At 55.9% G+C, this 20,835-nt stretch carries 22 protein-coding genes; 10 read left to right on the top strand and 12 right to left on the bottom strand.

What is annotated here, in order from left to right; all coding sequences use genetic code 11:
- Positions 1-3: 3 nt before the first annotated feature.
- Positions 4-723, bottom strand: a complete 720-nt coding sequence (gene fadR, locus ACOTXR_RS13360) for a fatty acid metabolism transcriptional regulator FadR (protein ID WP_014884259.1) — start codon at positions 721-723, stop codon at positions 4-6.
- Positions 724-922: 199 nt separating this feature from the next.
- Between fadR and nhaB the strand changes: the two genes are divergently transcribed.
- Positions 923-2,461, top strand: a complete 1,539-nt coding sequence (gene nhaB, locus ACOTXR_RS13355) for a Na(+)/H(+) antiporter NhaB (RefSeq protein ID WP_023330627.1) — start codon at positions 923-925, stop codon at positions 2,459-2,461.
- Between the two features lie 143 nt (positions 2,462-2,604).
- Positions 2,605-3,135, top strand: a complete 531-nt coding sequence (gene dsbB, locus ACOTXR_RS13350) for a disulfide bond formation protein DsbB (protein WP_032641201.1) — start codon at positions 2,605-2,607, stop codon at positions 3,133-3,135.
- Between the two features lie 99 nt (positions 3,136-3,234).
- Here the strand turns inward: dsbB and ACOTXR_RS13345 are convergent, their stop codons facing one another.
- The 3 genes from ACOTXR_RS13345 to ACOTXR_RS13335 all read right to left on the bottom strand — a co-directional run bounded on the left by ACOTXR_RS13345 (position 3,235) and on the right by ACOTXR_RS13335 (position 4,750).
- Positions 3,235-3,675, bottom strand: coding sequence for a YcgN family cysteine cluster protein (locus ACOTXR_RS13345; protein WP_014884262.1), 441 nt, complete (start codon positions 3,673-3,675; stop codon positions 3,235-3,237).
- Between the two features lie 93 nt (positions 3,676-3,768).
- Complete coding sequence (locus tag ACOTXR_RS13340) at positions 3,769-4,428, bottom strand: fumarylacetoacetate hydrolase family protein (RefSeq protein ID WP_045134178.1); 660 nt, start codon at positions 4,426-4,428, stop codon at positions 3,769-3,771.
- 46 nt (positions 4,429-4,474) lie between these two features.
- Entirely contained in the window at positions 4,475-4,750 is a 276-nt protein-coding gene (locus ACOTXR_RS13335) for a YcgL domain-containing protein (RefSeq protein WP_014884264.1), read from the bottom strand.
- A 123-nt stretch (positions 4,751-4,873) separates the two neighbouring features.
- Between ACOTXR_RS13335 and minC the strand changes: the two genes are divergently transcribed.
- From minC to minE, 3 genes are read left to right on the top strand one after another with little or no spacing between them, the layout of a single operon-like run.
- A complete protein-coding gene (minC, locus tag ACOTXR_RS13330; protein ID WP_023330629.1) occupies positions 4,874-5,581 on the top strand; it encodes a septum site-determining protein MinC in 708 nt (235 codons plus the stop codon).
- Positions 5,582-5,604: 23 nt separating this feature from the next.
- Entirely contained in the window at positions 5,605-6,417 is an 813-nt protein-coding gene (gene minD, locus ACOTXR_RS13325; protein ID WP_014884266.1) for a septum site-determining protein MinD, read from the top strand.
- 3 nt (positions 6,418-6,420) lie between these two features.
- A complete protein-coding gene (gene minE / locus ACOTXR_RS13320) occupies positions 6,421-6,690 on the top strand; it encodes a cell division topological specificity factor MinE (RefSeq protein ID WP_008500504.1) in 270 nt (89 codons plus the stop codon).
- Between the two features lie 74 nt (positions 6,691-6,764).
- On the opposite strand, the gene rnd is transcribed toward minE, so the two are convergent.
- The 5 genes from rnd to ACOTXR_RS13295 all read right to left on the bottom strand — a co-directional run bounded on the left by rnd (position 6,765) and on the right by ACOTXR_RS13295 (position 13,144).
- Entirely contained in the window at positions 6,765-7,880 is a 1,116-nt protein-coding gene (rnd, locus tag ACOTXR_RS13315; protein WP_172971206.1) for a ribonuclease D, read from the bottom strand.
- Between the two features lie 83 nt (positions 7,881-7,963).
- Entirely contained in the window at positions 7,964-9,649 is a 1,686-nt protein-coding gene (fadD, locus tag ACOTXR_RS13310; protein ID WP_014884268.1) for a long-chain-fatty-acid--CoA ligase FadD, read from the bottom strand.
- Between the two features lie 203 nt (positions 9,650-9,852).
- Positions 9,853-10,434 (bottom strand): Slp family lipoprotein, encoded by a 582-nt coding sequence (locus ACOTXR_RS13305; protein ID WP_014884269.1) that lies wholly within the window; start codon positions 10,432-10,434, stop codon positions 9,853-9,855.
- Between the two features lie 37 nt (positions 10,435-10,471).
- Positions 10,472-11,167: a tRNA (adenosine(37)-N6)-threonylcarbamoyltransferase complex dimerization subunit type 1 TsaB gene (tsaB, locus tag ACOTXR_RS13300; protein ID WP_014884270.1), complete on the bottom strand. Its 696-nt coding sequence runs from the start codon at positions 11,165-11,167 to the stop codon at positions 10,472-10,474.
- Positions 11,168-11,233: 66 nt separating this feature from the next.
- The gene (locus ACOTXR_RS13295; RefSeq protein ID WP_023330632.1) at positions 11,234-13,144 is read right to left on the bottom strand and encodes an ATP-dependent DNA helicase; all 1,911 of its coding nucleotides are present in this window, start codon (positions 13,142-13,144) and stop codon (positions 11,234-11,236) included.
- A gap of 133 nt (positions 13,145-13,277) precedes the next feature.
- Here ACOTXR_RS13295 and ACOTXR_RS13290 point away from each other — a divergent pair, with 133 nt between their 5' ends.
- The gene (locus ACOTXR_RS13290; RefSeq protein WP_058691016.1) at positions 13,278-13,622 is read left to right on the top strand and encodes a RidA family protein; all 345 of its coding nucleotides are present in this window, start codon (positions 13,278-13,280) and stop codon (positions 13,620-13,622) included.
- A gap of 6 nt (positions 13,623-13,628) precedes the next feature.
- On the opposite strand, the gene ACOTXR_RS13285 is transcribed toward ACOTXR_RS13290, so the two are convergent.
- Complete coding sequence (locus ACOTXR_RS13285) at positions 13,629-13,823, bottom strand: YoaH family protein (protein WP_014884273.1); 195 nt, start codon at positions 13,821-13,823, stop codon at positions 13,629-13,631.
- Positions 13,824-13,884: 61 nt separating this feature from the next.
- Here ACOTXR_RS13285 and pabB point away from each other — a divergent pair, with 61 nt between their 5' ends.
- The 4 genes from pabB (at position 13,885) to ACOTXR_RS13265 (ending at position 19,072) form a co-directional block, all read left to right on the top strand.
- Positions 13,885-15,213 (top strand): aminodeoxychorismate synthase component 1, encoded by a 1,329-nt coding sequence (gene pabB / locus ACOTXR_RS13280; RefSeq protein ID WP_058690976.1) that lies wholly within the window; start codon positions 13,885-13,887, stop codon positions 15,211-15,213.
- A 2-nt stretch (positions 15,214-15,215) separates the two neighbouring features.
- Entirely contained in the window at positions 15,216-15,794 is a 579-nt protein-coding gene (locus ACOTXR_RS13275) for a CoA pyrophosphatase (RefSeq protein ID WP_014884275.1), read from the top strand.
- 184 nt (positions 15,795-15,978) lie between these two features.
- On the top strand, positions 15,979-17,343 hold the full coding sequence (gene sdaA, locus ACOTXR_RS13270; RefSeq protein WP_058690977.1) for an L-serine ammonia-lyase: 1,365 nt from the start codon (positions 15,979-15,981) through the stop codon (positions 17,341-17,343).
- A gap of 130 nt (positions 17,344-17,473) precedes the next feature.
- The gene (locus ACOTXR_RS13265; protein ID WP_023330635.1) at positions 17,474-19,072 is read left to right on the top strand and encodes an EAL domain-containing protein; all 1,599 of its coding nucleotides are present in this window, start codon (positions 17,474-17,476) and stop codon (positions 19,070-19,072) included.
- 6 nt (positions 19,073-19,078) lie between these two features.
- Here the strand turns inward: ACOTXR_RS13265 and yoaE are convergent, their stop codons facing one another.
- On the bottom strand, positions 19,079-20,638 hold the full coding sequence (gene yoaE, locus ACOTXR_RS13260; RefSeq protein ID WP_014884278.1) for a CNNM family cation transport protein YoaE: 1,560 nt from the start codon (positions 20,636-20,638) through the stop codon (positions 19,079-19,081).
- Positions 20,626-20,784 carry a protein YoaL gene (locus ACOTXR_RS13255; protein WP_370991205.1) on the bottom strand — a complete coding sequence of 53 codons (159 nt, stop codon included), beginning with the start codon at positions 20,782-20,784 and terminating at the stop codon, positions 20,626-20,628. Before ACOTXR_RS13255 ends, yoaE begins: the two co-directional genes overlap by 13 nt.
- Positions 20,785-20,835 lie beyond the last annotated feature (51 nt).

Raw genomic sequence — 20,835 nt, 5'->3', positions numbered from 1 at the left:
CTTTCAGCGACTCTGAATCGCTAAATCGCCCGGCAGCGTTTTTTGCATGCGATGCCAGATTTCACCGGAATCATGACCGTAGCGACGCACGGTTTCATAAACCTGATCGTGCAGCCCTTCGGTGCAGAGCTTGCTGAGCTTATGGTAGAAACCCAGTGCCAGACTGCGCGCTTCGGGATTGGCAAAGTAGTGACGACCAATGCGGGTATAGAGCCCTTTCATCCCGTTGAGGATAAGACCGTAAATCGGGTTGCCGGAGGCAAACGCCAGACCGCGGAAGACGTTGTAATCGAGGGTGGCAAAGGCATCGGCATGATCTTCGACCTCGTTTGCGCTGGCCAGCACTGCAAGCGCATCTTCCGGGTGCTGACGGAAAGCGGTACGAATAAAGATCGTCGCGATGTTGGTACGCACTGAGAGCAGATTATCAATGAGCTGCGGTACGCTTTCGTGGTCGAGGCGCGCCAGCGTTTCAAGAATGTTCAGCCCCGAGGTTTCCCAGAAGTTGTTTACTTTTGTTGGCTTGCCGTGCTGGATCGTCAACCATCCATCACGCGCCAGTCGCTGAAGCACTTCACGCAGCGTGGTGCGAGTGACGCCAATCAGTTCAGAGAGTTCGCGTTCAGCCGGAAGAATGGACCCTGCAGGGAAGCGATTATTCCAGATGCTTTCAATGATGTACTCTTCCGCGAAACCCGCCGGGCTCTGCGCCTTAATGACCATAGTGAGATTTCCATTACACAGCTTTAGCAAATTGCACTCATCATACCAGAGGCATGCAGCGGCAGGTAGCGCGGTAAAGAGAGAAAAGAGGGATCGCCGTTTCATTTTATGAAATTTACAATGCTCGCTTATCCGCCGCCGGGCCGCAATTTTGCGTATACTGATGTTTTGTTTTACGTGACGGGGAAGGACGTCTGTTGTGGAAATTTCTTTTGGGCGCGCGCTGTGGCGCAATTTTTTAGGTCAGTCTCCTGACTGGTACAAACTGATACTGCTGGTTTTCCTGGTCGTTAACCCCCTTATTTTTAGCGTGAACCCGTTTATCGCCGGATGGCTGCTGGTGGCGGAGTTTATCTTCACCCTGGCAATGGCGCTGAAATGTTACCCTCTGCTGCCTGGCGGTCTGCTGGCTTTTGAAGCAGTGGTCATCGGGATGACATCTGCTGAGCATGTCAAAGCAGAGCTGGCGTCAAATCTGGAAGTGCTCCTGCTGCTGATATTTATGGTGGCCGGGATCTACTTTATGAAACAGCTGCTGCTGTTTATCTTCACTCGCCTGTTGCTCAGCATTCCGTCTAAAACGGTATTGTCGCTGGCGTTTTGCCTTGCTGCTGCCTTTCTTTCGGCCTTCCTGGATGCCTTGACCGTTGTTGCGGTGGTGATCAGCGTCGCCGTCGGGTTTTACGGGATTTATCACCGCGTGGCCTCGTCCCGCCCGGGCGAAGACTTGCAGGATGACAGCCACGTTGAGGCGCATAACCGTGAGGTGCTGGAGCAGTTCCGCGCGTTTCTGCGCAGTCTGATGATGCATGCTGGCGTAGGGACTGCGTTGGGCGGCGTGATGACCATGGTGGGTGAGCCGCAAAACCTGATCATCGCCAAAGCGGCTGAATGGCATTTTGGCGAGTTTTTCCTGCGCATGGCCCCCGTGAGCGTGCCTGTCCTTATCTGCGGGTTAGCAACCTGCATTCTGGTCGAAAAGTTCAGGGTATTCGGCTACGGCGCGCAACTGCCTGAGCCGGTCCGCAGTGAGCTGCATAAATTTGACGAGCAGAGCCGCAAACAGCGCACGCGGCAAGAGACGCTGCGTCTGATTGCGCAGGGTATCATTGGCGTCTGGCTTATCGTCGCGCTGGCATTGCATCTTGCAGAGGTGGGGTTGATTGGCCTCTCCGTCATTATTCTTGCGACCACTTTTAGCGGCGTAACGGATGAGCATGCTATTGGCAAAGCGTTTACGGAAGCCCTGCCATTTACCGCGCTGCTGGCCGTCTTCTTCGCGGTTGTGGCGGTGATTATCGACCAGCATCTGTTTGCCCCCATAATTACCTTTGTGCTGCAGGCTGCACCAGACGCGCAGCTTACGCTCTTCTATCTGTTCAACGGCCTCCTGTCGTCCATCTCCGATAACGTCTTTGTCGGGACGGTCTACATCAACGAAGCCAAATCCGCGATGGAAGAAGGCATTATTAACGCAGGACAGTTTGAGCTGCTGGCCGTGGCCATCAATACCGGCACTAACCTGCCGTCGGTAGCGACGCCAAATGGACAAGCCGCCTTCCTGTTCCTGCTGACCTCTGCCCTTGCGCCACTCATACGTCTTTCTTATGGAAGAATGGTCTGGATGGCGCTGCCCTATACGCTGGTACTCACAATTGTGGGATTGCTTTGCGTCAAAATTACCCTCATTCCCTGTACGCAATGGCTGATACAAGCGGGTATACTTGCGGCGCACTAAATGAGGCCTCTCGGGCAGTTCGCTGCCCGTTTGCCTTTTCGCACGATAAACATCCGATTACGTTTTATTTCGTCAGGTACAGGTGGCGCGAAAAACGAATTCGTTTACACTGCGCTTTCTAAGCATGTTCCAGGGAAATGATTATGTTGAGATTTTTAAACCAGTGCTCTCGCGGTCGCGGAGCGTGGTTGTTGATGGCCCTGACCGCCTTTGCGCTGGAAATGGTCGCGCTGTGGTTCCAGCACGTGATGGGGCTGAAACCCTGCGTGCTCTGTATCTACGAGCGCTGCGCCCTGTTTGGCATTATGGGTGCGGGCCTGGTAGGCGCCATCGCCCCGAAATCGCCGTTGCGCTACGCGGGTATTGCAATCTGGCTGTACAGCGCCTGGAAAGGAATTGAACTCTCCTGGCAGCACACCATGATGCAGCTGCATCCGTCACCGTTTATGACCTGTGATTTTGCCGCCCGCTTCCCGAGCTGGCTGCCGCTGGATAAATGGCTGCCGCAGGTGTTTGTCGCATCCGGTGACTGCTCTGTCCGTCAGTGGGAATTCCTGACGCTGGAGATGCCACAGTGGCTGGTGGGGATTTTTGTCGCCTACTTCGTCGTGGCGTTGCTGGTGCTGATTGCCCAGCCGTTCAAGCCGAAGAAACGTGATTTGTTCGGAAGGTAAAAGCAAAACGGCAACGTCAGTTTTGTAGGTCGGGTAAGCGCAGCGCCACCCGACACAACAGCGCACAATAAAAAACCCGCCGAGGCGGGTTTTTTATTATCACCGATTAGGGTGATTCATAATATGGTCTTCCCAGTCCCGCACCTCGGACTCTTTCACCGCGATGTGGCGCACCGAAATACGCTCGCCGTGCATCGCCGCTTTCGAACCGGTCAGCAACGGATGCCAGTCTGGTAACCCTTTCCCTTCCGCCAGCAGGCGATACGCGCAGGTATGCGGCAGCCATTCAAAGGTGGGCAGATTATCACGGGTTAACTTGATGCAGTCCGGCTCAAATTCGAACCGACGCTCATAGTTGCGGCACTGGCAGGTTTTAATGTTCAACTGCTTGCAGGCCACGTTGGTGAAGTAGATTTCGTCCGTATCTTCATCCATCAGCTTGTGCAGGCAGCACTGCCCGCAGCCGTCGCACAATGATTCCCATTCCGCGTCAGTCATGTCGTCAAGAGTTTTGCTTTGCCAGAAAGGGATGTCGTTCATCAGGATGTCCACACGTCAAAAGAAAGCGCACCTTATAACGAGTCTGGCACGTTGTTGCAAGTTTTGCCGCCCTCTTCAGGCGGCAAAATGTGGTTACAGCACGCGGGTTTTCAGCGACAGGCCGTTAAAACCGACCTCCAGCTCATCGCCGCTCAAGAGCGGACCAACACCTTCTGGGGTTCCGGTCAGGATCACATCGCCCGGTTTCAGGGTGAAGAAGCGGCTCATGTAGGCGATCAGCGGCACAATCTTATGGATCATGTCTGCCGTGCTGCCCTGCTGGCGGATGTCACCGTTCACCTTCAGGCTGAGCGGCGTGTCCTGTGGATCGGTGGTAAATTCACTGACCGGAATGAATCCCGAAATCGGACACGCGTTGTCAAAGCCTTTGGCTTTTTCCCACGGCTGCCCGGCCTTCTTCATTTTTCCCTGCACATCACGCAGCGTCAGATCCAGCGCGACGCCGTAGCCAGCAATCGCTTTCTGAACATGCTCTTCGGAGGCCTGGCGCAGCGTGGCGCCGATCAGCACCGCGAGCTCAACTTCGTGATGCACTGACCCCAGCCCCTGCGGCAACGCCAGCGGCTGGCGGATATCGCAAAGCGCCGTCTCTGGCTTAATAAACAGAACCGGCTCTTCTGGTGTTGCGCTGCCCATCTCCTGAATATGCTTTGCGTAGTTACTGCCCACGCAGACCACTTTGCTGACGGGATAATCCAGTAACGCACCTTGCCAGTTATGATGTTGATACATGCTCGACCCCTAATCGGTTGATGTGATGCGCCCGAAACAGCTGAGACTATTTTTTCCCGTTCGCCTCAAGGTGCTGTTTTAATAAATTCTCAGGCGGTGGTGGAAGCTGTAAATAATAGCCTTGCTCGGCTAATGCCGTTTTCACTTTATCCAGATCGGCATTGACCAGTTTCTTACGACCATCCAGCGGCAGCAGCATCGCCAGCTGTGGTCGGCCAAAGCTCTTCATTAATTCTTCAGGCACGCGTGAAAAATCGTCTTTCTTTTCGACATAAAGATAGGTCTGGTCACGGCTTGTACTTCTGTAGATCACACAAAACATGTTTTTACTCTGAATTAATGGGTGGTTGCTTGCCTCAATATACTCCTGACTATAACATGCCTGATACTCTTCGGAATATCGCAGCGAATGGTTGCGGTTAATAGCAAATTGAGTAAGGCCAGGATGTCAAACACGCCCATCGAGCTTAAAGGCAGTAGCTTCACCTTATCAGTGGTACATTTGCATGATGCAAAACCCGAGGTTATTCGTCAGGCGTTAGAAGACAAAATCGCGCAGGCTCCCGCTTTTCTGAAACACGCCCCTGTTGTTATCAACGTCAGTGGTCTTGAGGCTCCGGTTAACTGGAAACTTCTCCAGCAGGCCGTCTCCTCTACTGGCCTGCGAATTGTCGGCATCAGTGGCTGTAAAGATAGCGAGCTGAAAGCGGAAATCGACCGTGCCGGGCTGCCCCTTCTTAATGAAGGTAAAGAAAAAGCCCCGCGTGCAGCGCCTGCTGCCGTGCAGGCGCCCCCTCCTGTAGTGCAAAACGTTACTCCCGTCACAAAAACGCGAATGATTGACGTACCGGTTCGTTCCGGTCAGCGCATTTATGCACCAAACTGTGATCTGATTGTTACAAGCCACGTCAGTGCTGGCGCAGAGCTTATTGCAGATGGCAATATTCACGTTTACGGTATGATGCGTGGACGTGCGCTCGCAGGCGCAAGTGGCGATCGGGACGCGCAAATATTTTGTACTCACCTGACGGCGGAACTGGTGTCCATCGCAGGTGAATATTGGCTGAGCGACAAGATCCCAGCCGAATTTTATGGCAAAGCGGCTCGTCTGCGACTGGCAGACGACGCGTTGACCGTTCAACCGTTGAATTGATCCCTTTTTAACAAGGAATTTCTATGGCACGCATTATTGTTGTTACTTCGGGTAAAGGAGGCGTTGGCAAGACCACCTCCAGCGCGGCCATCGCTACTGGTTTGGCCCAGAAGGGAAAGAAAACCGTCGTTATCGACTTCGATATCGGCCTGCGTAACCTCGACCTGATTATGGGATGTGAGCGTCGCGTCGTGTATGACTTCGTCAACGTCATTCAGGGCGATGCCACGCTGAACCAGGCGCTGATTAAAGACAAGCGCACCGAGAACCTCTACATCCTCCCGGCCTCTCAGACGCGTGACAAAGACGCCCTGACCCGTGAAGGTGTCGAAAAGGTACTCGAGGAGCTGAGAAAAATGGAGTTCGACTTCGTTGTCTGTGACTCCCCTGCCGGCATCGAAACTGGTGCCCTGATGGCACTCTACTTTGCTGATGAAGCGATCATCACCACCAACCCTGAAGTCTCATCCGTGCGTGACTCCGACCGTATTCTCGGCATCCTCGCCTCCAAATCCCGTCGTGCGGAAAATGGCGAAGAGCCGATCAAAGAGCACCTGCTGCTGACCCGTTATAACCCGGGTCGCGTCAACAAAGGTGACATGCTGAGCATGGAAGACGTACTGGAGATCCTGCGCATTAAACTGGTGGGCGTCATCCCGGAAGACCAGTCCGTGCTGCGCGCCTCTAACCAGGGCGAGCCCGTGATCCTTGATACGACGGCAGATGCAGGTAAAGCGTATGCTGATACTGTTGACCGTCTGCTGGGAGAAGAACGTCCTTTCCGCTTCATTGAAGAAGAGAAGAAAGGTTTCCTCAAACGCCTGTTCGGAGGATAAGTTATGGCATTACTGGACTTTTTTCTCTCGCGGAAAAAGAACACCGCCAACATCGCAAAAGAACGTCTGCAAATCATCGTTGCGGAGCGTCGTCGTAGCGACGCCGAGCCTCATTACCTGCCGCAGCTGCGTAAGGACATCCTGGAAGTGATCTGTAAGTACGTACAGATTGACCCGGAGATGGTCACGGTGCAGCTGGAGCAAAAAGACGGGGATATTTCGATTCTGGAGCTGAACGTGACGCTACCGGAAGCGGAAGAGTCGCGCCCGTAGGGTTCTGATTTTGTAGCCCCGGTAAGCGCAGCGCCACCGGGGGAATATGCCGGGTATATCGCCCGGCATATTTTTTACCGCGGATACCCTTCCAGCAGGGTATTCATACGATCGGCCATCAATTCTCCACGCCAGCCCGCCATCAGTTCCGGCAGGCCATTCTGCGGTTTCAGCTTCCAGTGCCAGTTCAGCAGCTGGTTAATCTGACGACGCGATGCCAGCAGCTCAGCACTCAGCTTACTTTCGGTGGCGACGTTCTGCACTAGCGCTTTGATATCTTTAAACGCTTTGCGGTAACCCGGCATATCCATCAGATTCAACAGCGGTTCCGGCAGCGCATCTTCCGGCAACGCCTCCGCTTTTGCGACCAGCGCCAGCAGGGTTTTACCGTGGAAACGGATCTCACTGCCCGAAAGCCCAATGCTGTCCAGCTCCCCCAGGCTGCCCGGCATATAGCGCGCAACTGCCCAGAGATGTTCCTCGCGCACCACAAAGTTAACCGCCAGATCGCGCTCGCGCGCTTTGCGTAAACGCCAGTCCGCTAACAGCTGCAGGCACGCCAGCTGACGCGTACGCAGCTGCCAGGCGTTGCTGATATCACGCCAGGCGTCTTTCGGATCAACCACTTCCTGGCGACGCAGCTGCGTCATACGACACTCGTCCAGCGCGGCAGAGAGCCAGCCGGAGGCCTCCGCCTCTTTCATCAGTTGTCCGGCAATCGGCAGAAGGTAAAACACGTCTGCCGCCGCATATTCCAGCTGACGTTCGGTAAGCGGGCGCGCCAGCCAGTCAGTACGGGATTCACTTTTGTCCAGCGTCAGGCCCGTATACTCCTCCACCATGGCGGCAAAGCCCCAGGAGAGCGGACGACCGCTAAAAGCCGCGAGGATCTGCGTATCGATCAGCGGCTGAGGCATGATGCCAAAGGTATTCAGGAAAACTTCCAGATCTTCACTGCCTGCGTGCAGGTATTTTGTTACTGCCGTATCCAGCAGCAGGTCACGCATCGGCGTCCAGTCGGTGATGCCGAGCGGGTCGATCAGCGAGACGTGCTTGCCGTCATACATCTGAATCAAACCCAGCTGCGGATAGTACGTCCGGGTACGGACAAACTCGGTATCCAGAGCGATGGCAGGAAAGTCGCGCGTCACTTCGCACAGCGAAGCCAGCTCGTCGTTGGTCGTGATCATCTGGTAATTCAAATCGGATTCTCTTTTGTTTGCGCCCATAAAAAACGCCGGCTTAACCGGCGTCAGGGCGATTAACGTGAAGCTCAGGCCTTATTGTCTACTTTGGCACGGGCTTCGTCACGTAATTCTCGTCGTAATATCTTCCCGACGTTGGATTTCGGCAGCTCATCGCGGAATTCCACCAGCTTCGGCACTTTATAGCCCGTCAGCTGACGACGACAGAACGTTATCAGCGCTTCCTCGGTGAGTGAAGGATCTTTTTTGACCACAAATATCTTCACCGCTTCCCCGCTGCTGCCGGAAGGCACGCCCACCGCCGCAACTTCCAGCACGCCGCTGTGCTGCATGACCACGTCTTCGATTTCGTTCGGATAGACGTTGAAACCGGAGACCAGAATCATATCTTTTTTGCGATCGACGATGCGCAGGAAGCCTTCGTCATCCATCACCGCAATATCGCCGGTATGCAGCCAGCCGTCTTTAATGATTTCGTCTGTTGCATCCGGGCGTTGCCAGTAGCCCAGCATCACCTGCGGCCCTTTCACGCACAGCTCGCCCGGTTCGCCCGGCGCGACTTCGTTATCGTTGTCATCGACCAGTTTGGCCTCCGTGGAGGGAACCGGCAGGCCAATGCTTCCGCTGTGGTAGTCAATGTCATGCGGGTTGACGCTGACCAGCGGTGCGCATTCCGTCAGGCCATAACCTTCCAGCAGATACTGCCCGGTGAGTTTCACCCAGCGCTCGGCGACCGCCTGCTGAACCGGCATACCGCCTCCCGCAGAGAGGTGCAACGTTGAGAAATCCAGCTGCTGGAATTCTTTATTGTTGAGCAACGCGTTGAACAAGGTATTTACCCCGGTCATGGCGGTGAAGGGGTATTTTGCCAGCTCTTTCACCAGCCCCGGAATGTCTCGCGGGTTAGTGATCAGGACGTTTTGACCGCCCAGCTCGATAAACAGCAGGCAGTTCATGGTCAGCGCGAAAATGTGATACAGCGGTAGCGCCGTGATCACCAGTTCTTTGCCCGGATGCAGCAGCGGCCCGTAGGTGGCATTGACCTGTTCAAGGTTTGCCAGCATGTTGCGGTGGGTTAGCATCGCCCCTTTGGCCACGCCGGTTGTGCCACCGGTGTATTGCAGAAAAGCGAGGTCCTCAGAGACCACTTCCGGTTTGACGTATTGCATGCGATAGCCCGCATGCAGCGCGCGGCGGAAGGAGATGGCATCCGGCAGATGGTATTTTGGCACCAGGCGCTTGACGTATTTAACCACAAAGTTAACCAGCGTCCCTTTGGCGGTGGACAGCTGATCCCCCATGCGCGTCAGGATGACGTGTTTAACCTGGGTTTTGTCGACCACTTTTTCCAGGGTATGGGCAAAGTTAGAAACAATAACTATCGCCACCGCACCGCTGTCGTTGAGCTGGTGTTCCAGCTCGCGCGGGGTGTAAAGCGGGTTGACGTTGACGACAATCATCCCGGCACGCAGGATGCCGAACAGCGCCACCGGGTATTGCAGCAGGTTCGGCATCATCAGCGCGACGCGGTCTCCTTTTTGCAGCCCAAGCCCTTCCTGCAGATAGGCCGCAAACGCCCGGCTACGCTCCTCAAGCTTACGGAACGTCATTACCTCGCCCATATTCACAAATGCGGGCTGGTCTGCGTAACGCCTTACCGAGTGTTCAAATAATTCAACCAGGGATTGATAACGGTCAGGATTGATCTCGGCAGGAACATCTGCGGGATAACGGTTAAGCCAAACCTTTTTCAATGCATCACCTCTGAAATGAGTGTTCGTCGTCATCACAACCCCGATAATAAACAGTTTGTTAACATTATATTAACTCAGCGTACCAGTTTATTAATTGTTCAGATTTAAGGTTGCGAAGCGCGTCACTCTTTTTTTTCGTATTATCCGTAAAAAAACAGAGACAGCGGCTAAGCCGCTGTCTCTTTCCTAGCAATAACAGTAAGTTACTCAGTTACGATCGTCTGGACCTGCGCAGGACCGGGGTTATACCAGCCCCAGCCCGGGTAACCATAACGATAAGGATGCGGACCCCACATCCACGGGTCAATCGGCTGAGGCGGCATGATCACCTGCTGTGCCAGACGCCAGCGTTTATACCCATTGACCTGCATGGTCATGAATTTATAAGGCGTGTTGCCGATTTTACCCTGCACGGCGCCGGTTATCGGTCCGACGACGGTCACCAGTTGCCCACGGAAATCAACGGGATCGAGGAAACCACTGACATCCGCATAGATGCGTCCCCGGGAGGCCTCACCCAGTACAGGTCGCGCACCGCTGTCCAGCGGCACGGTAGCAATCTCCAGCCGGGTTTTCCCCTGCTGGTTCTGCACCTCGATCACTTTCCCGCCGAAGCGCGCTTCCTGGCCGACGTAAAGCTCAGGCGCATTCATCACCCGAACCAGATCCTGCTGGGGCGTCGGGCTACTGCCCTTGATCGCATCAGGGACGGATACGCATCCGCTCAGTGCTATGGCAACCGCGCCTGCCATAAAAAGGCGTACTACTTTAGTCTGAACCGCCATGATGCGACTCCTTTTTCTCAGTTCCTGTTACTGAGATTCACTCGCGGCCCGGAAGTTTCTTCCACGCGACGGTGTTTCGCAAATAAACCGGCTCCGCGTGTTCAACGGCAACGGTTTTTCCTGCTGCGAGCAGCTGAGTGGCAATCGGAAGCATGTCTTCCGCCGCTGGCAGCAGCATGTTGCCGTCCACCAGCGTCACGCCAGTGTCGTTCGCCATGTCTGGCCATGCCGGCCAGCCCGTCCCCACGGTCGCCCACTCGCCGGACAGTTGCTTAAGACGTTCAGTGACCGCGTCAGGTTTAAGTACCGCTTCCGTCTCTTCGCCGTGCCAGACGCCGTTCTCATCACGGGTATATTCCGCCCAGTAAACTTCCCCCATGCGGGCATCAATGGCAGCCAGCACGCGGGTGGCGCCCGTCATACGCCAGGCCCCCTGCGCCATCGTCGCAAGCGTAGAGACGCCGATCATCGGCAGGTCAGCGCCCAGCGCCAGTCCCTGAGCAATGCCAATACCAATACGGACGCCCGTAAAGCTGCCGGGCCCGCGGCCAAAGGCCAGGGCATCAAGGTCGGTTAAGGCGGTGTTGCCCTGAGTTAAAATGTCTTTTACCAGGGGCAGAATACGTTGGGTGTGTTCCCGTGGGCACTCTTCGAAATGAGCAGAAACAGCACCATCACTCAGCAGAGCAACAGAGCAAGCCTCTGTTGCGGTATCAATAGCCAGAATTCGCATCAGTCGTCGCGCTCTCGCAAGGGTCAGTCACAAAATGGCGCGCATCTTAGCACACTCCGGGGCAAATTACTCCGCCGTTGGGTTTGCCAGAAAACGCACCGCGCGTTTTATATCCCGCGTCCGTGGCGCTGGAGGGAGGCTCGCAAGGAAGGTTGCGCCATAAGGGCGCATGACCAGCCGGTTATCGCAGATAACCAGCACGCCGCGATCGGTCACGTCGCGGATTAAGCGCCCTACCCCTTGCTTGAGCGTGATGACCGCCTCAGGCAGCTGAACCTCGTCGAACGGATCGCCTCCGCGCAGGCGGCAGTCTTCCATCCGCGCTTTCAACAGCGGGTCATCCGGGGAGGTAAACGGTAGTTTGTCGATAATGACCAGCGAGAGCGTATCGCCACGCACATCCACCCCTTCCCAGAAGCTGCTGGTGGCAACCAGCAGGGCATTACCGGCGCTGACAAACTGCTGGAGCAGTTGTCCTTTGCTGGTTTCTCCCTGCAACAGCACAGGCAGAGTCATGGTGGCACGGAACTGCTCGGCGAGGTCACGCATCATGGCGTGCGACGTGCAAAGCATAAAGCAGCGGCCGTTGTTGGCCTCAATCATGGGCTTTAGCATCGCCGCCAGATGACGCGCCGCACCCGGCTGGTTTGGCAGCGGTAAATTGCGCGGGACGCAGAGCAGCGCCTGCTTTTCATAATCAAATGGGCTTGGCAGCAGCAGCGACTCCGCCTGCTCAATGCCGAGGCGCTCGGTAAAGTGGTGCAGATCGTCATTCACCGACAGGGTTGCCGAGGTAAAGATCCAGCTTCCCGGTTTCTGCGCCATCACCTCTTTAAATTTATCGGCCACGGTCAGCGGCGTAAGCGCCAGGGTGAAGTGGCGCGAGGTGCATTCATACCAGTAGCTGTACCCTGGCTGGTTGATTTCTTTCAGCCGTTTCAACCGTCCGCGGTACAACGTGGCGCGTTCGAAGGCGGCATCCAGCAGTGCGGAGCGACCAAGCGACAGCTTCGCGACGTCATAACAGAGTTCAAGGGCATCATCGAGCAGCAGCAGCGCGCGCTGGATGTTTTTGTCCGCCAGCAGCTCGCGCAGGTTACCGCGATAGCCGGGTTCACCAAGCTGTAAACGGAAATCCTGCGCGCTTTGCGCCAGGCGGTCGGCACACTTCTGTAACTGCTGGGTATCTTTGAGTTCGGTCCGGTAGGCGATGGTGAAATCTTTCGCCAGGTCCTGCAGCTGGCGGCTGGAGAGCGACTGGCCAAAATACTGGCTGGCGATATCCGGAAGCTGGTGGGCTTCATCGAAGATCATGACATCCGCTTCAGGGATCAGCTCACCGAAGCCGCTGTCCTTAACCACCATATCTGCGAGGAACAGATGGTGGTTGACCACCACCACATCGGCATCCATTGCCGTTTTACGCGCTTTCACCACAAAGCAGTCTTTATACAGCGGACAGTCGCTGCCGAGGCAGTTGTCGTTGGTGCTGGTCACCAGCGGCCAGGCAGGAGAGTCTTCCGGCACGCTCGCACAGGTGCTGATATCCCCCTCTTCCGTCTGGTTGGCCCAGGCGCGAAGGATAATCACGTCGCTCAGGGTCTGAACCGGCAGATCGCCGCCCGCCAGCGCCTGCTGTTCAAGGCGTTCCAGGCAAAGGTAGTTAGAACGGCCTTTCAGCAGCGCCAGTCGGCCCTTGTATTTCAGCGCTTTCGCCACGGTGGGCAAATCGCGGCTGTAGAGCTGATCCTGCAGCGCTTTTGAACCGGTGGAGATAATGACCTTCTTTTTCGCCCGCAGCGCCGGAGCGAGATACGCGTAGGTTTTCCCCGTGCCGGTACCGGCCTCGACCACCAGCGGCTGCGCCTTGTCGATAGCGTGCGCTACGGCATGCGCCATCTGCCGCTGAGGTTCACGCGGTTTGAAGCCGGGAATCGCTTGTGCTAACTGACCTTCAGGGGAAAAATCGTCTGCCACGGTGCTCTCTCACTGTATTTTTGCACAGGGATTATGTCAGTCCCGCCTCTCCAGTGCCACCCCAAATAGTGACGACGCCGGCACAATATGGCAGTCTTGCCGCCTGATGACGAAAAATAACGAGGAAACGTTTATGACGATTAAGCGCATTGATGCCGAAGCCCGCTGGTCTGATGTGGTGATCCACAACCAGACGCTCTACTACACTGGCGTACCGGCTAACCTGGACGCGGATGCCTTCGAGCAAACGGCCAACACGCTGGCGCAAATTGATGCCGTGCTGGAAAAACACGGCAGCGATAAATCCCGCATTCTGGATGCGACCATTTTTCTGGCCAATAAAGATGATTTTGCGGCGATGAACAAAGCCTGGGATGCATGGGTGGTGGCGGGGCACGCGCCTGTACGCTGCACTGTACAGGCCACGCTGATGAAACCGGAGTATAAGGTCGAAATTAAGATTATCGCGGCGGTTTAAGCCCGATCACTCCTCTTGATCTTCTGGATCATCATCTTCGAATCGCGCCACAATCCGCTCGCCGGAATGACTGGCGCGAATCTCCTGAGCGACGACGGTAATCGCCTGTCCGCTGCTCATTCCCTGGGACATCAGTTCCTGAATTCGCTCAACCGCTTTCTGCTGCTGTTCATGGCTCAGAGAAGGTAAACCTGCAAACATCGTCAACTCCTGCTAAATTATTCGCGCTAATTATTTCACGCTGCCCGGTAGTATGCCACACATGAACATGCGCTTCCCCACTGTATTGACGTTGCCCTGGCGTGCTGACGCCGCGGAGTTCTGGTTTGCCCGCATAAGCCACCTTCCCTTTGCCATGCTGCTGCATTCTGGCCATGCGGATCACCCTTACAGCCGCTTTGATATTCTGGTTGCCGACCCGCTTAAAACGCTGACAACCAATGACCTGGCGCCGACGGATGATCCCCTGATGCAGCTTCAGCAAGCGCTCAACGCGTTGGGCTTATCCGCCACCCCAGACCCGGATCTCCCTTTTCAGGGTGGCGCGCTTGGTCTGTTTGGCTACGATTTGGGTCGCCGTTTCGAAACGCTGCCCGAGCATGCGCAGGCTGATATTTCCCTGCCAGACATGGCCGTGGGGCTGTATGACTGGGCGTTAATTGTCGATCACCAGAAAAAAACGGTTTCTCTGCTGAGCCATAGTGACGTGCAGGCGCGACTGGCCTGGCTTGAAGCGCAACAGCCCGCCCCGGCCCAGACGTTCAGGCTGACCTCTGGCTGGCGCTCGAATATGAGCGGGACGGAATACGCTGAAAAATTCGCGCGCGTTCAGGCGTATCTGCAAAGCGGCGACTGTTATCAGGTGAACCTTGCCCAGCGTTTCCAGGCGACTTATCACGGAGATGAGTGGCAGGCGTTTTCCCGTCTTAATGCCAGCAACAAGGCGCCGTTCAGCGCATTCGTACGTCTGCCTCAGGGCGCTATCCTCAGCCTGTCGCCAGAGCGCTTTATTCATCTGGCCGAAGGGGTCATTCAAACCCGCCCGATTAAAGGCACACTACCGCGTCTGGCGGACCCCAACGCCGATCGCCAGCAGGCGGAGAAACTCGCCGCATCGCCGAAAGATCGCGCCGAGAACCTGATGATCGTCGACCTGATGCGTAACGATATTGGCCGCGTCGCCGAACCCGGCAGCGTGCGCGTGCCGGAGCTGTTCGTCGTCGAGCCTTTCCCGGCGGTACATCATCTGGTCAGCACCATTACCGCGCGCCTGCCCGCCACGCGCACCGCCTGCGATCTGCTTCGCGCCGCGTTTCCGGGCGGCTCCATCACCGGAGCCCCCAAAATTCGCGCGATGGCGATCATCGACGAACTGGAACCGCACCGCCGCAACGCCTGGTGCGGCAGTATCGGCTATATCAGCCTGTGCGGCACCATGGATACCAGCATCACCATTCGTACCCTGATGGCCTGCGACGGCAATCTGTACTGCTCTGCAGGCGGTGGCATTGTGGCGGATAGCCAGGTCGAGGCGGAATATCAGGAAACCTTTGATAAAGTTAACCGTATCCTGAAACAACTGGAGAACTAACGGTGGAGAAAGAGAACCTGACGCTGGATGATTTTCTGTCGCGCTTTCAGCTTTTGCGACCGCAGGTCAACCGCGCCACGCTGAATCAACGTCAGGCGGCGGTGCTGATCCCGGTGGTGCGCCGGGAGCAGCCGGGGCTGTTGCTGACGCAGCGCTCGCCGCATATGCGTAAACACGCCGGTCAGGTTGCCTTTCCCGGAGGCGCGGTGGACAGCACCGATGCGTCGCTGATCGCCGCCGCGCTGCGGGAAGCCCAGGAAGAAGTGGCCATCCCACCTGAGGCGGTCGAGGTGATAGGCGTGCTGCCGCCGGTCGACAGCGTGACCGGTTTTCAGGTCACGCCCGTGGTGGGGATTATCCCGCCGGGCCTGCAGTATCACGCCAGCGTCGATGAAGTGTCAGCCGTGTTTGAGATGCCGCTTGAAGAGGCGCTCCGGCTTAGCCGTTATCATCCGCTGGATATTCAGCGTCGAGGGCATGATCATCGGGTCTGGTTGTCGTGGTATCAGCATTATTTTGTCTGGGGCATGACGGCGGGGATCATTCGTGAACTGGCGCTGCAAATCGGCCTGAAACCTTGACTATACTTTACATTCCATCCTTTTTTGCAGGTTTGCGATCCGCGTCGCGCTATTAGCAAAACCCATCGTTAACCATTAGTTTAATTCATGTGAATAGTTAAGCCGAGGTCGGTGTTCCCTCTTACACTATGCGCAGTTATAACATCGTTACTGGAACCCCGGTAACCCTGTCAGGAGTGTGAAAGTGATTAGTATATTCGACATGTTTAAAGTGGGAATTGGCCCTTCGTCTTCCCATACTGTTGGGCCTATGAAGGCCGGTAAACAGTTCGTCGATGATCTGGTCGAAAAAGGATTACTGGAAAGCGTTACCCGTGTCGCCGTAGACGTTTACGGATCACTGTCATTAACGGGTAAAGGCCACCACACCGATATCGCCATTATTATGGGTCTGGCAGGCAATATGCCGGACACTGTTGATATTGATGCCATCCCGGCATTTATCCGCGACGTGGAAACGCGCGGACGCCTGCTGCTGGCTAACGGCCAGCATGAAGTGGATTTCCCGCAGGATGACGGCATGCGTTTTCGCAGCGACAACCTGCCGCTGCATGAAAACGGCATGACCATTCATGCCTGGAGCGGTGAAAAAGAGATTTACAGCAAAACGTACTACTCCATCGGCGGTGGCTTCATCGTCGATGAAGAGCATTTTGGCAAAGACAGCGTTGGCGACGTCAGCGTCCCGTATCCGTTTAAGTCGGCTACCGAGATGTTGGGGTACTGCAAAGAGACCGGTCTTTCTCTGTCCGGTATGGTGATGCAGAACGAACTGGCGCTGCACAGCAAAAAAGAGATTGAAGACTATTTTGCTAACGTGTGGCAAACCATGCGCGCTTGTATTGACCGCGGGATGAACACCGAAGGCGTATTGCCTGGGCCACTGCGCGTGCCGCGTCGTGCCTCTGCCCTGCGCCGTATGCTGGTGACCACGGATAAATTCTCGAATGACCCGATGAACGTGGTCGACTGGGTAAACATGTTTGCCCTGGCGGTTAACGAAGAGAACGCCGCCGGTGGCCGTGTCGTGACCGCGCCAACCAACGGTGCCTGCGGCATCGTTCCAGCGGTACTGGCCTACTACGATCACTTTATTGAGCCTGTCACGTCCGATATCTATATCCGCTATTTCCTCGCGGCAGGGGCCATCGGCGCGCTGTACAAGATGAACGCGTCCATCTCCGGTGCGGAAGTGGGCTGTCAGGGTGAAGTGGGCGTTGCCTGCTCGATGGCTGCCGCCGGTCTGGCTGAACTGTTGGGTGCAAGCCCGGAACAGGTTTGCGTGGCGGCAGAGATTGGTATGGAGCATAACCTCGGTCTGACTTGTGACCCTGTCGCGGGCCAGGTACAGGTACCGTGCATTGAGCGTAACGCGATTGCCTCTGTCAAAGCGATCAACGCCTCACGCATGGCGATGCGCCGTACCAGCGAACCGCGCGTGTCGCTGGATAAGGTCATCGAAACCATGTACGAAACCGGCAAAGACATGAACGCGAAGTACCGTGAGACGTCGCGTGGTGGTCTGGCTATTAAGGTACAGTGCGACTAATACTCGCTTTCGCCCATCTGCAACGGATGGGCGAATTTCCCCCCTCTTTCTCGTCTCCTTTCGCTTTCCCCACTACACTTTTACTGTTGCGTCCGGCTTTTGGGGCTGGTGGCTTATCAGGCGACCGTTCATGCAAACTGCACAAACGATCATTAAACATTACCGCCGAAAACGCGTTATCGTCTGTGTGACGGTTGCGATCCTTACGCTCATTCTGACCCTGGGCGCTCGCTTTATTTCTCAGCGCAACGTTAACCAGCAGCGGGTACTCGACTTCAGCAGCCATACCGTTCGCTCTCTGGATAATCTTCTCCTTTCGCTGGAAAAACGCCGCAGCGTGTTCCAGCAGCTGGTGGGTCAGCCCTGCCCTCAGGCACATTTGGCCCTGCGAAAACAGGCGGCCATTTTGCAAACGGTACGCTCCATTGCCCTGATTAAAGACGGTATCCTGTATTGCTCCAGCGTTTTCGGCAGCCGTAATATTCCCATCCGCGACTTTCTCCCGGAATTACCCGCCAGCACGCCGAAGCTGATTTTATCGACCGATAGGTGGCTGATGAAGGGCAGTCCGATCTTGATCCAGTGGAACCCGGTGTCCCAGGACGGGGAAGATGGCGTCATTGAGATCATTAATATTGATTTGATCACCAGAATGATACTGGAGCCCGAGCGTCCACTTATTGATGATGTGGCGTTATCCGTGGGCGATCGTTTTTTGCGCTATGGTCAACGGGTCACCGATAGCCTGACTTTCGGAAAGGCTGGCGCGCTTGTTCAGCTGTCATCCACCCACAACCCCTTCTCCATCATCGTCAGCGGGCCAGGTCCAGGAGAGCTGGCCCTGAAGACCCTGCCCGCGCAGCTTCCGTTGGGTCTTATGCTGAGCCTGCTGCTGGGCTATCTCGCCTGGCTGGCGACGGCGAACAGGATGAGTTTCACGTGGGAGATTGATATGGGCATTGCGGCCCGGGAATTCGAGCTTTTCTGCCAGCCGCTGGTGAATGCCCGTACGCAGGCGTGCGTCGGCGTTGAAATTCTGCTGCGCTGGAATAACCCGCGACAGGGGTGGATCTCCCCGGAAGTGTTTATTCCTCTGGCGGAAGAACATAATCTGATTGTCCCTCTGACACGCTATGTCCTCGCCGAAACCGTACGTCAGATAGGCTACTTTCCTTCCAGCGCCGGTTTTCACATCGGCATTAACGTCGCAGCCAGCCATTTCCGTCACGCGGTGTTGTTACAGGACCTGAACCGCCTCTGGTTCAGCGCTAACCCGCGTCAGCAGCTGGTGATTGAATTAACGGAACGGGATGCCCTTCCGGATGCGGAATACCGTATTGTGCGCGAACTGCATCGCAAAGGGGTGAAGCTTGCCATCGACGATTTTGGTACCGGAAACAGCTCCCTCTCCTGGCTTGAAAAGCTGCACCCGGACGTACTAAAAATCGACCAGTCGTTTATCACCGCCATTGGCACCGACGCCGTGAATTCAACGGTGACGGATATCATCATTGCACTGGGTCAGCGACTCAATATCGAACTGGTGGCTGAAGGGGTCGAAACAGAGGAGCAGGCGCGATATCTGCGCCGCCATGGCGTATCGGTCCTGCAGGGATTTTACTATGCGCGGCCGATGCCGCTGAGAGACTTTCCACAATGGCTGGCGGGAAGTGCTCCCCCGCCAGCACAGCATAACGGACACATTGTGCCCTTAATGCCCCTGCGTTAAGCAGAGCTATTCTTCTTCATCGTGGACAGATTGTTCTTTAACAATACGGACCATATCAACGCGATAGTCGTTGGCTTCAACAATGGTAATGTGCAGCGGCGGCAACTCAATCACATCCCCGATACGCGGGATTTGCCCGTTCACGGCGATAACCAGACCGGCAACGGTCGCGATGTCTTCTTCATCGTTGACCACGTTTTCCACCCCGAGCGTGTGCGAGAGCGCGTGCAGGTCGGTCGTGCCTTTAACCAGCCAGCCTTCGCCGTCGGCGACGATCTCAGGCGTTTCGTCAGCATCCGGGAACTCACCGGCAATCGCTTCCAGCACGTCCAGCGGCGTGACCAGCCCCTGCACCACACCGAACTCGTTGGTGACGATAACGAAGCTGCCGCGTGCGCGTCGCAACACGCCCAGCAGGTTGATCGGATCCAGCGTTTCCGGCACGACAATCGCAGGCGATGCAGCCGCAATGGCTTCGACGTTGACACCCTCTTCCAGGGCCACCAGCATCTCTTTCGCGCGCACGACGCCGATGATCTCATCCAGCTCACCGCGACACACCGGGAACAGGCTGTGCGGTGAAGAGAGCAACTGCTGACGAATTTCATCCACGCTCAGGTTCGCATCGACCCAGCTGATTTCCCCGCGCGGGGTCATGATTCCGCGCAGCGAACGGGAAGCAAGGGAGAGCACGCCGTTGATCATGTAGCGCTCTTCTTCTACAAACGCCCCTTCCGGAACCGGCACCGGATTACGGTTTTCAGTATCAGACTGAACGTTCACCTGCCGACGACCGCCCATCAGACGCAGAATGGCATCTGCGGTACGGGCGCGCAGCGGCTGATTCGACTGCTGCTTAATAAAGTTCCGGCGCGCAATCTGGTTGAACAGTTCAATCAGGATCGAGAAGCCAATTGCGGCGTACAGATAACCTTTCGGAATATGGAAGCCAAAACCTTCCGCTACCAGGCTCAGACCAATCATCAGCAGGAAGCTCAAACAGAGCACAACCACCGTCGGATGTTGGTTGACGAAACGCGTCAGCGGTTTCGACGCCAGCAGCATGACCGCCATAGCAATGACCACAGCCGCCATCATCACCGGGAGATGGTTCACCATGCCGACCGCCGTGATTACCGCATCCAGCGAGAAGACCGCATCCAGCACGACGATCTGCAGCACCACCACCCAGAAACTGGCGTAGCCCTTACCGTGTCCATCGTCGTGCTGACGGTTTTCCAGCCGCTCGTGGAGTTCCGTGGTCGCTTTAAAGAGCAGGAATATCCCCCCGATCAGCATGATTAAATCACGCCCGGAGAAGGTGTAATCCATGACGGAGAACAGCGGTTTTGTCAGCGTGACCATCCAGGAAATGACGGAAAGCAGTCCCAGTCGCATGACCAGCGCCAGCGAGAGGCCAATCAGACGCGCTTTATCACGCTGTTTTGGCGGCAGCTTATCCGCAAGGATGGCGATAAACACCAGGTTATCAATGCCGAGAACGATCTCCAGCACCACCAGCGTGAGCAATCCCACCCAGATTGACGGGTCCATTAAGAATTCCATGACAAGCTCCTGCTAAAGGAATGACGAAACGGTGCCCCACTCAACGTGGGCAAAACAGAGGAAGACAGAGTCGGTACATGGCGAGGATCGCCGGTGAAAAAGGCGCAAATTGGCCTGAAAGATGACTGACGTCGGTGACGGTCCATATAGTGGGCTGTAGCCCTATACTCCTGAACAGGTAAACGGAGGCTAAACAT

Source organism: Enterobacter cloacae complex sp. IR53030, assembly GCF_049238365.1.
Lineage (GTDB): Bacteria > Pseudomonadota > Gammaproteobacteria > Enterobacterales > Enterobacteriaceae > Enterobacter > Enterobacter kobei.
The sequence above is the reverse complement of the archived record's forward strand: the minus strand, read 5'-3'. Positions and strand labels throughout refer to the sequence as shown.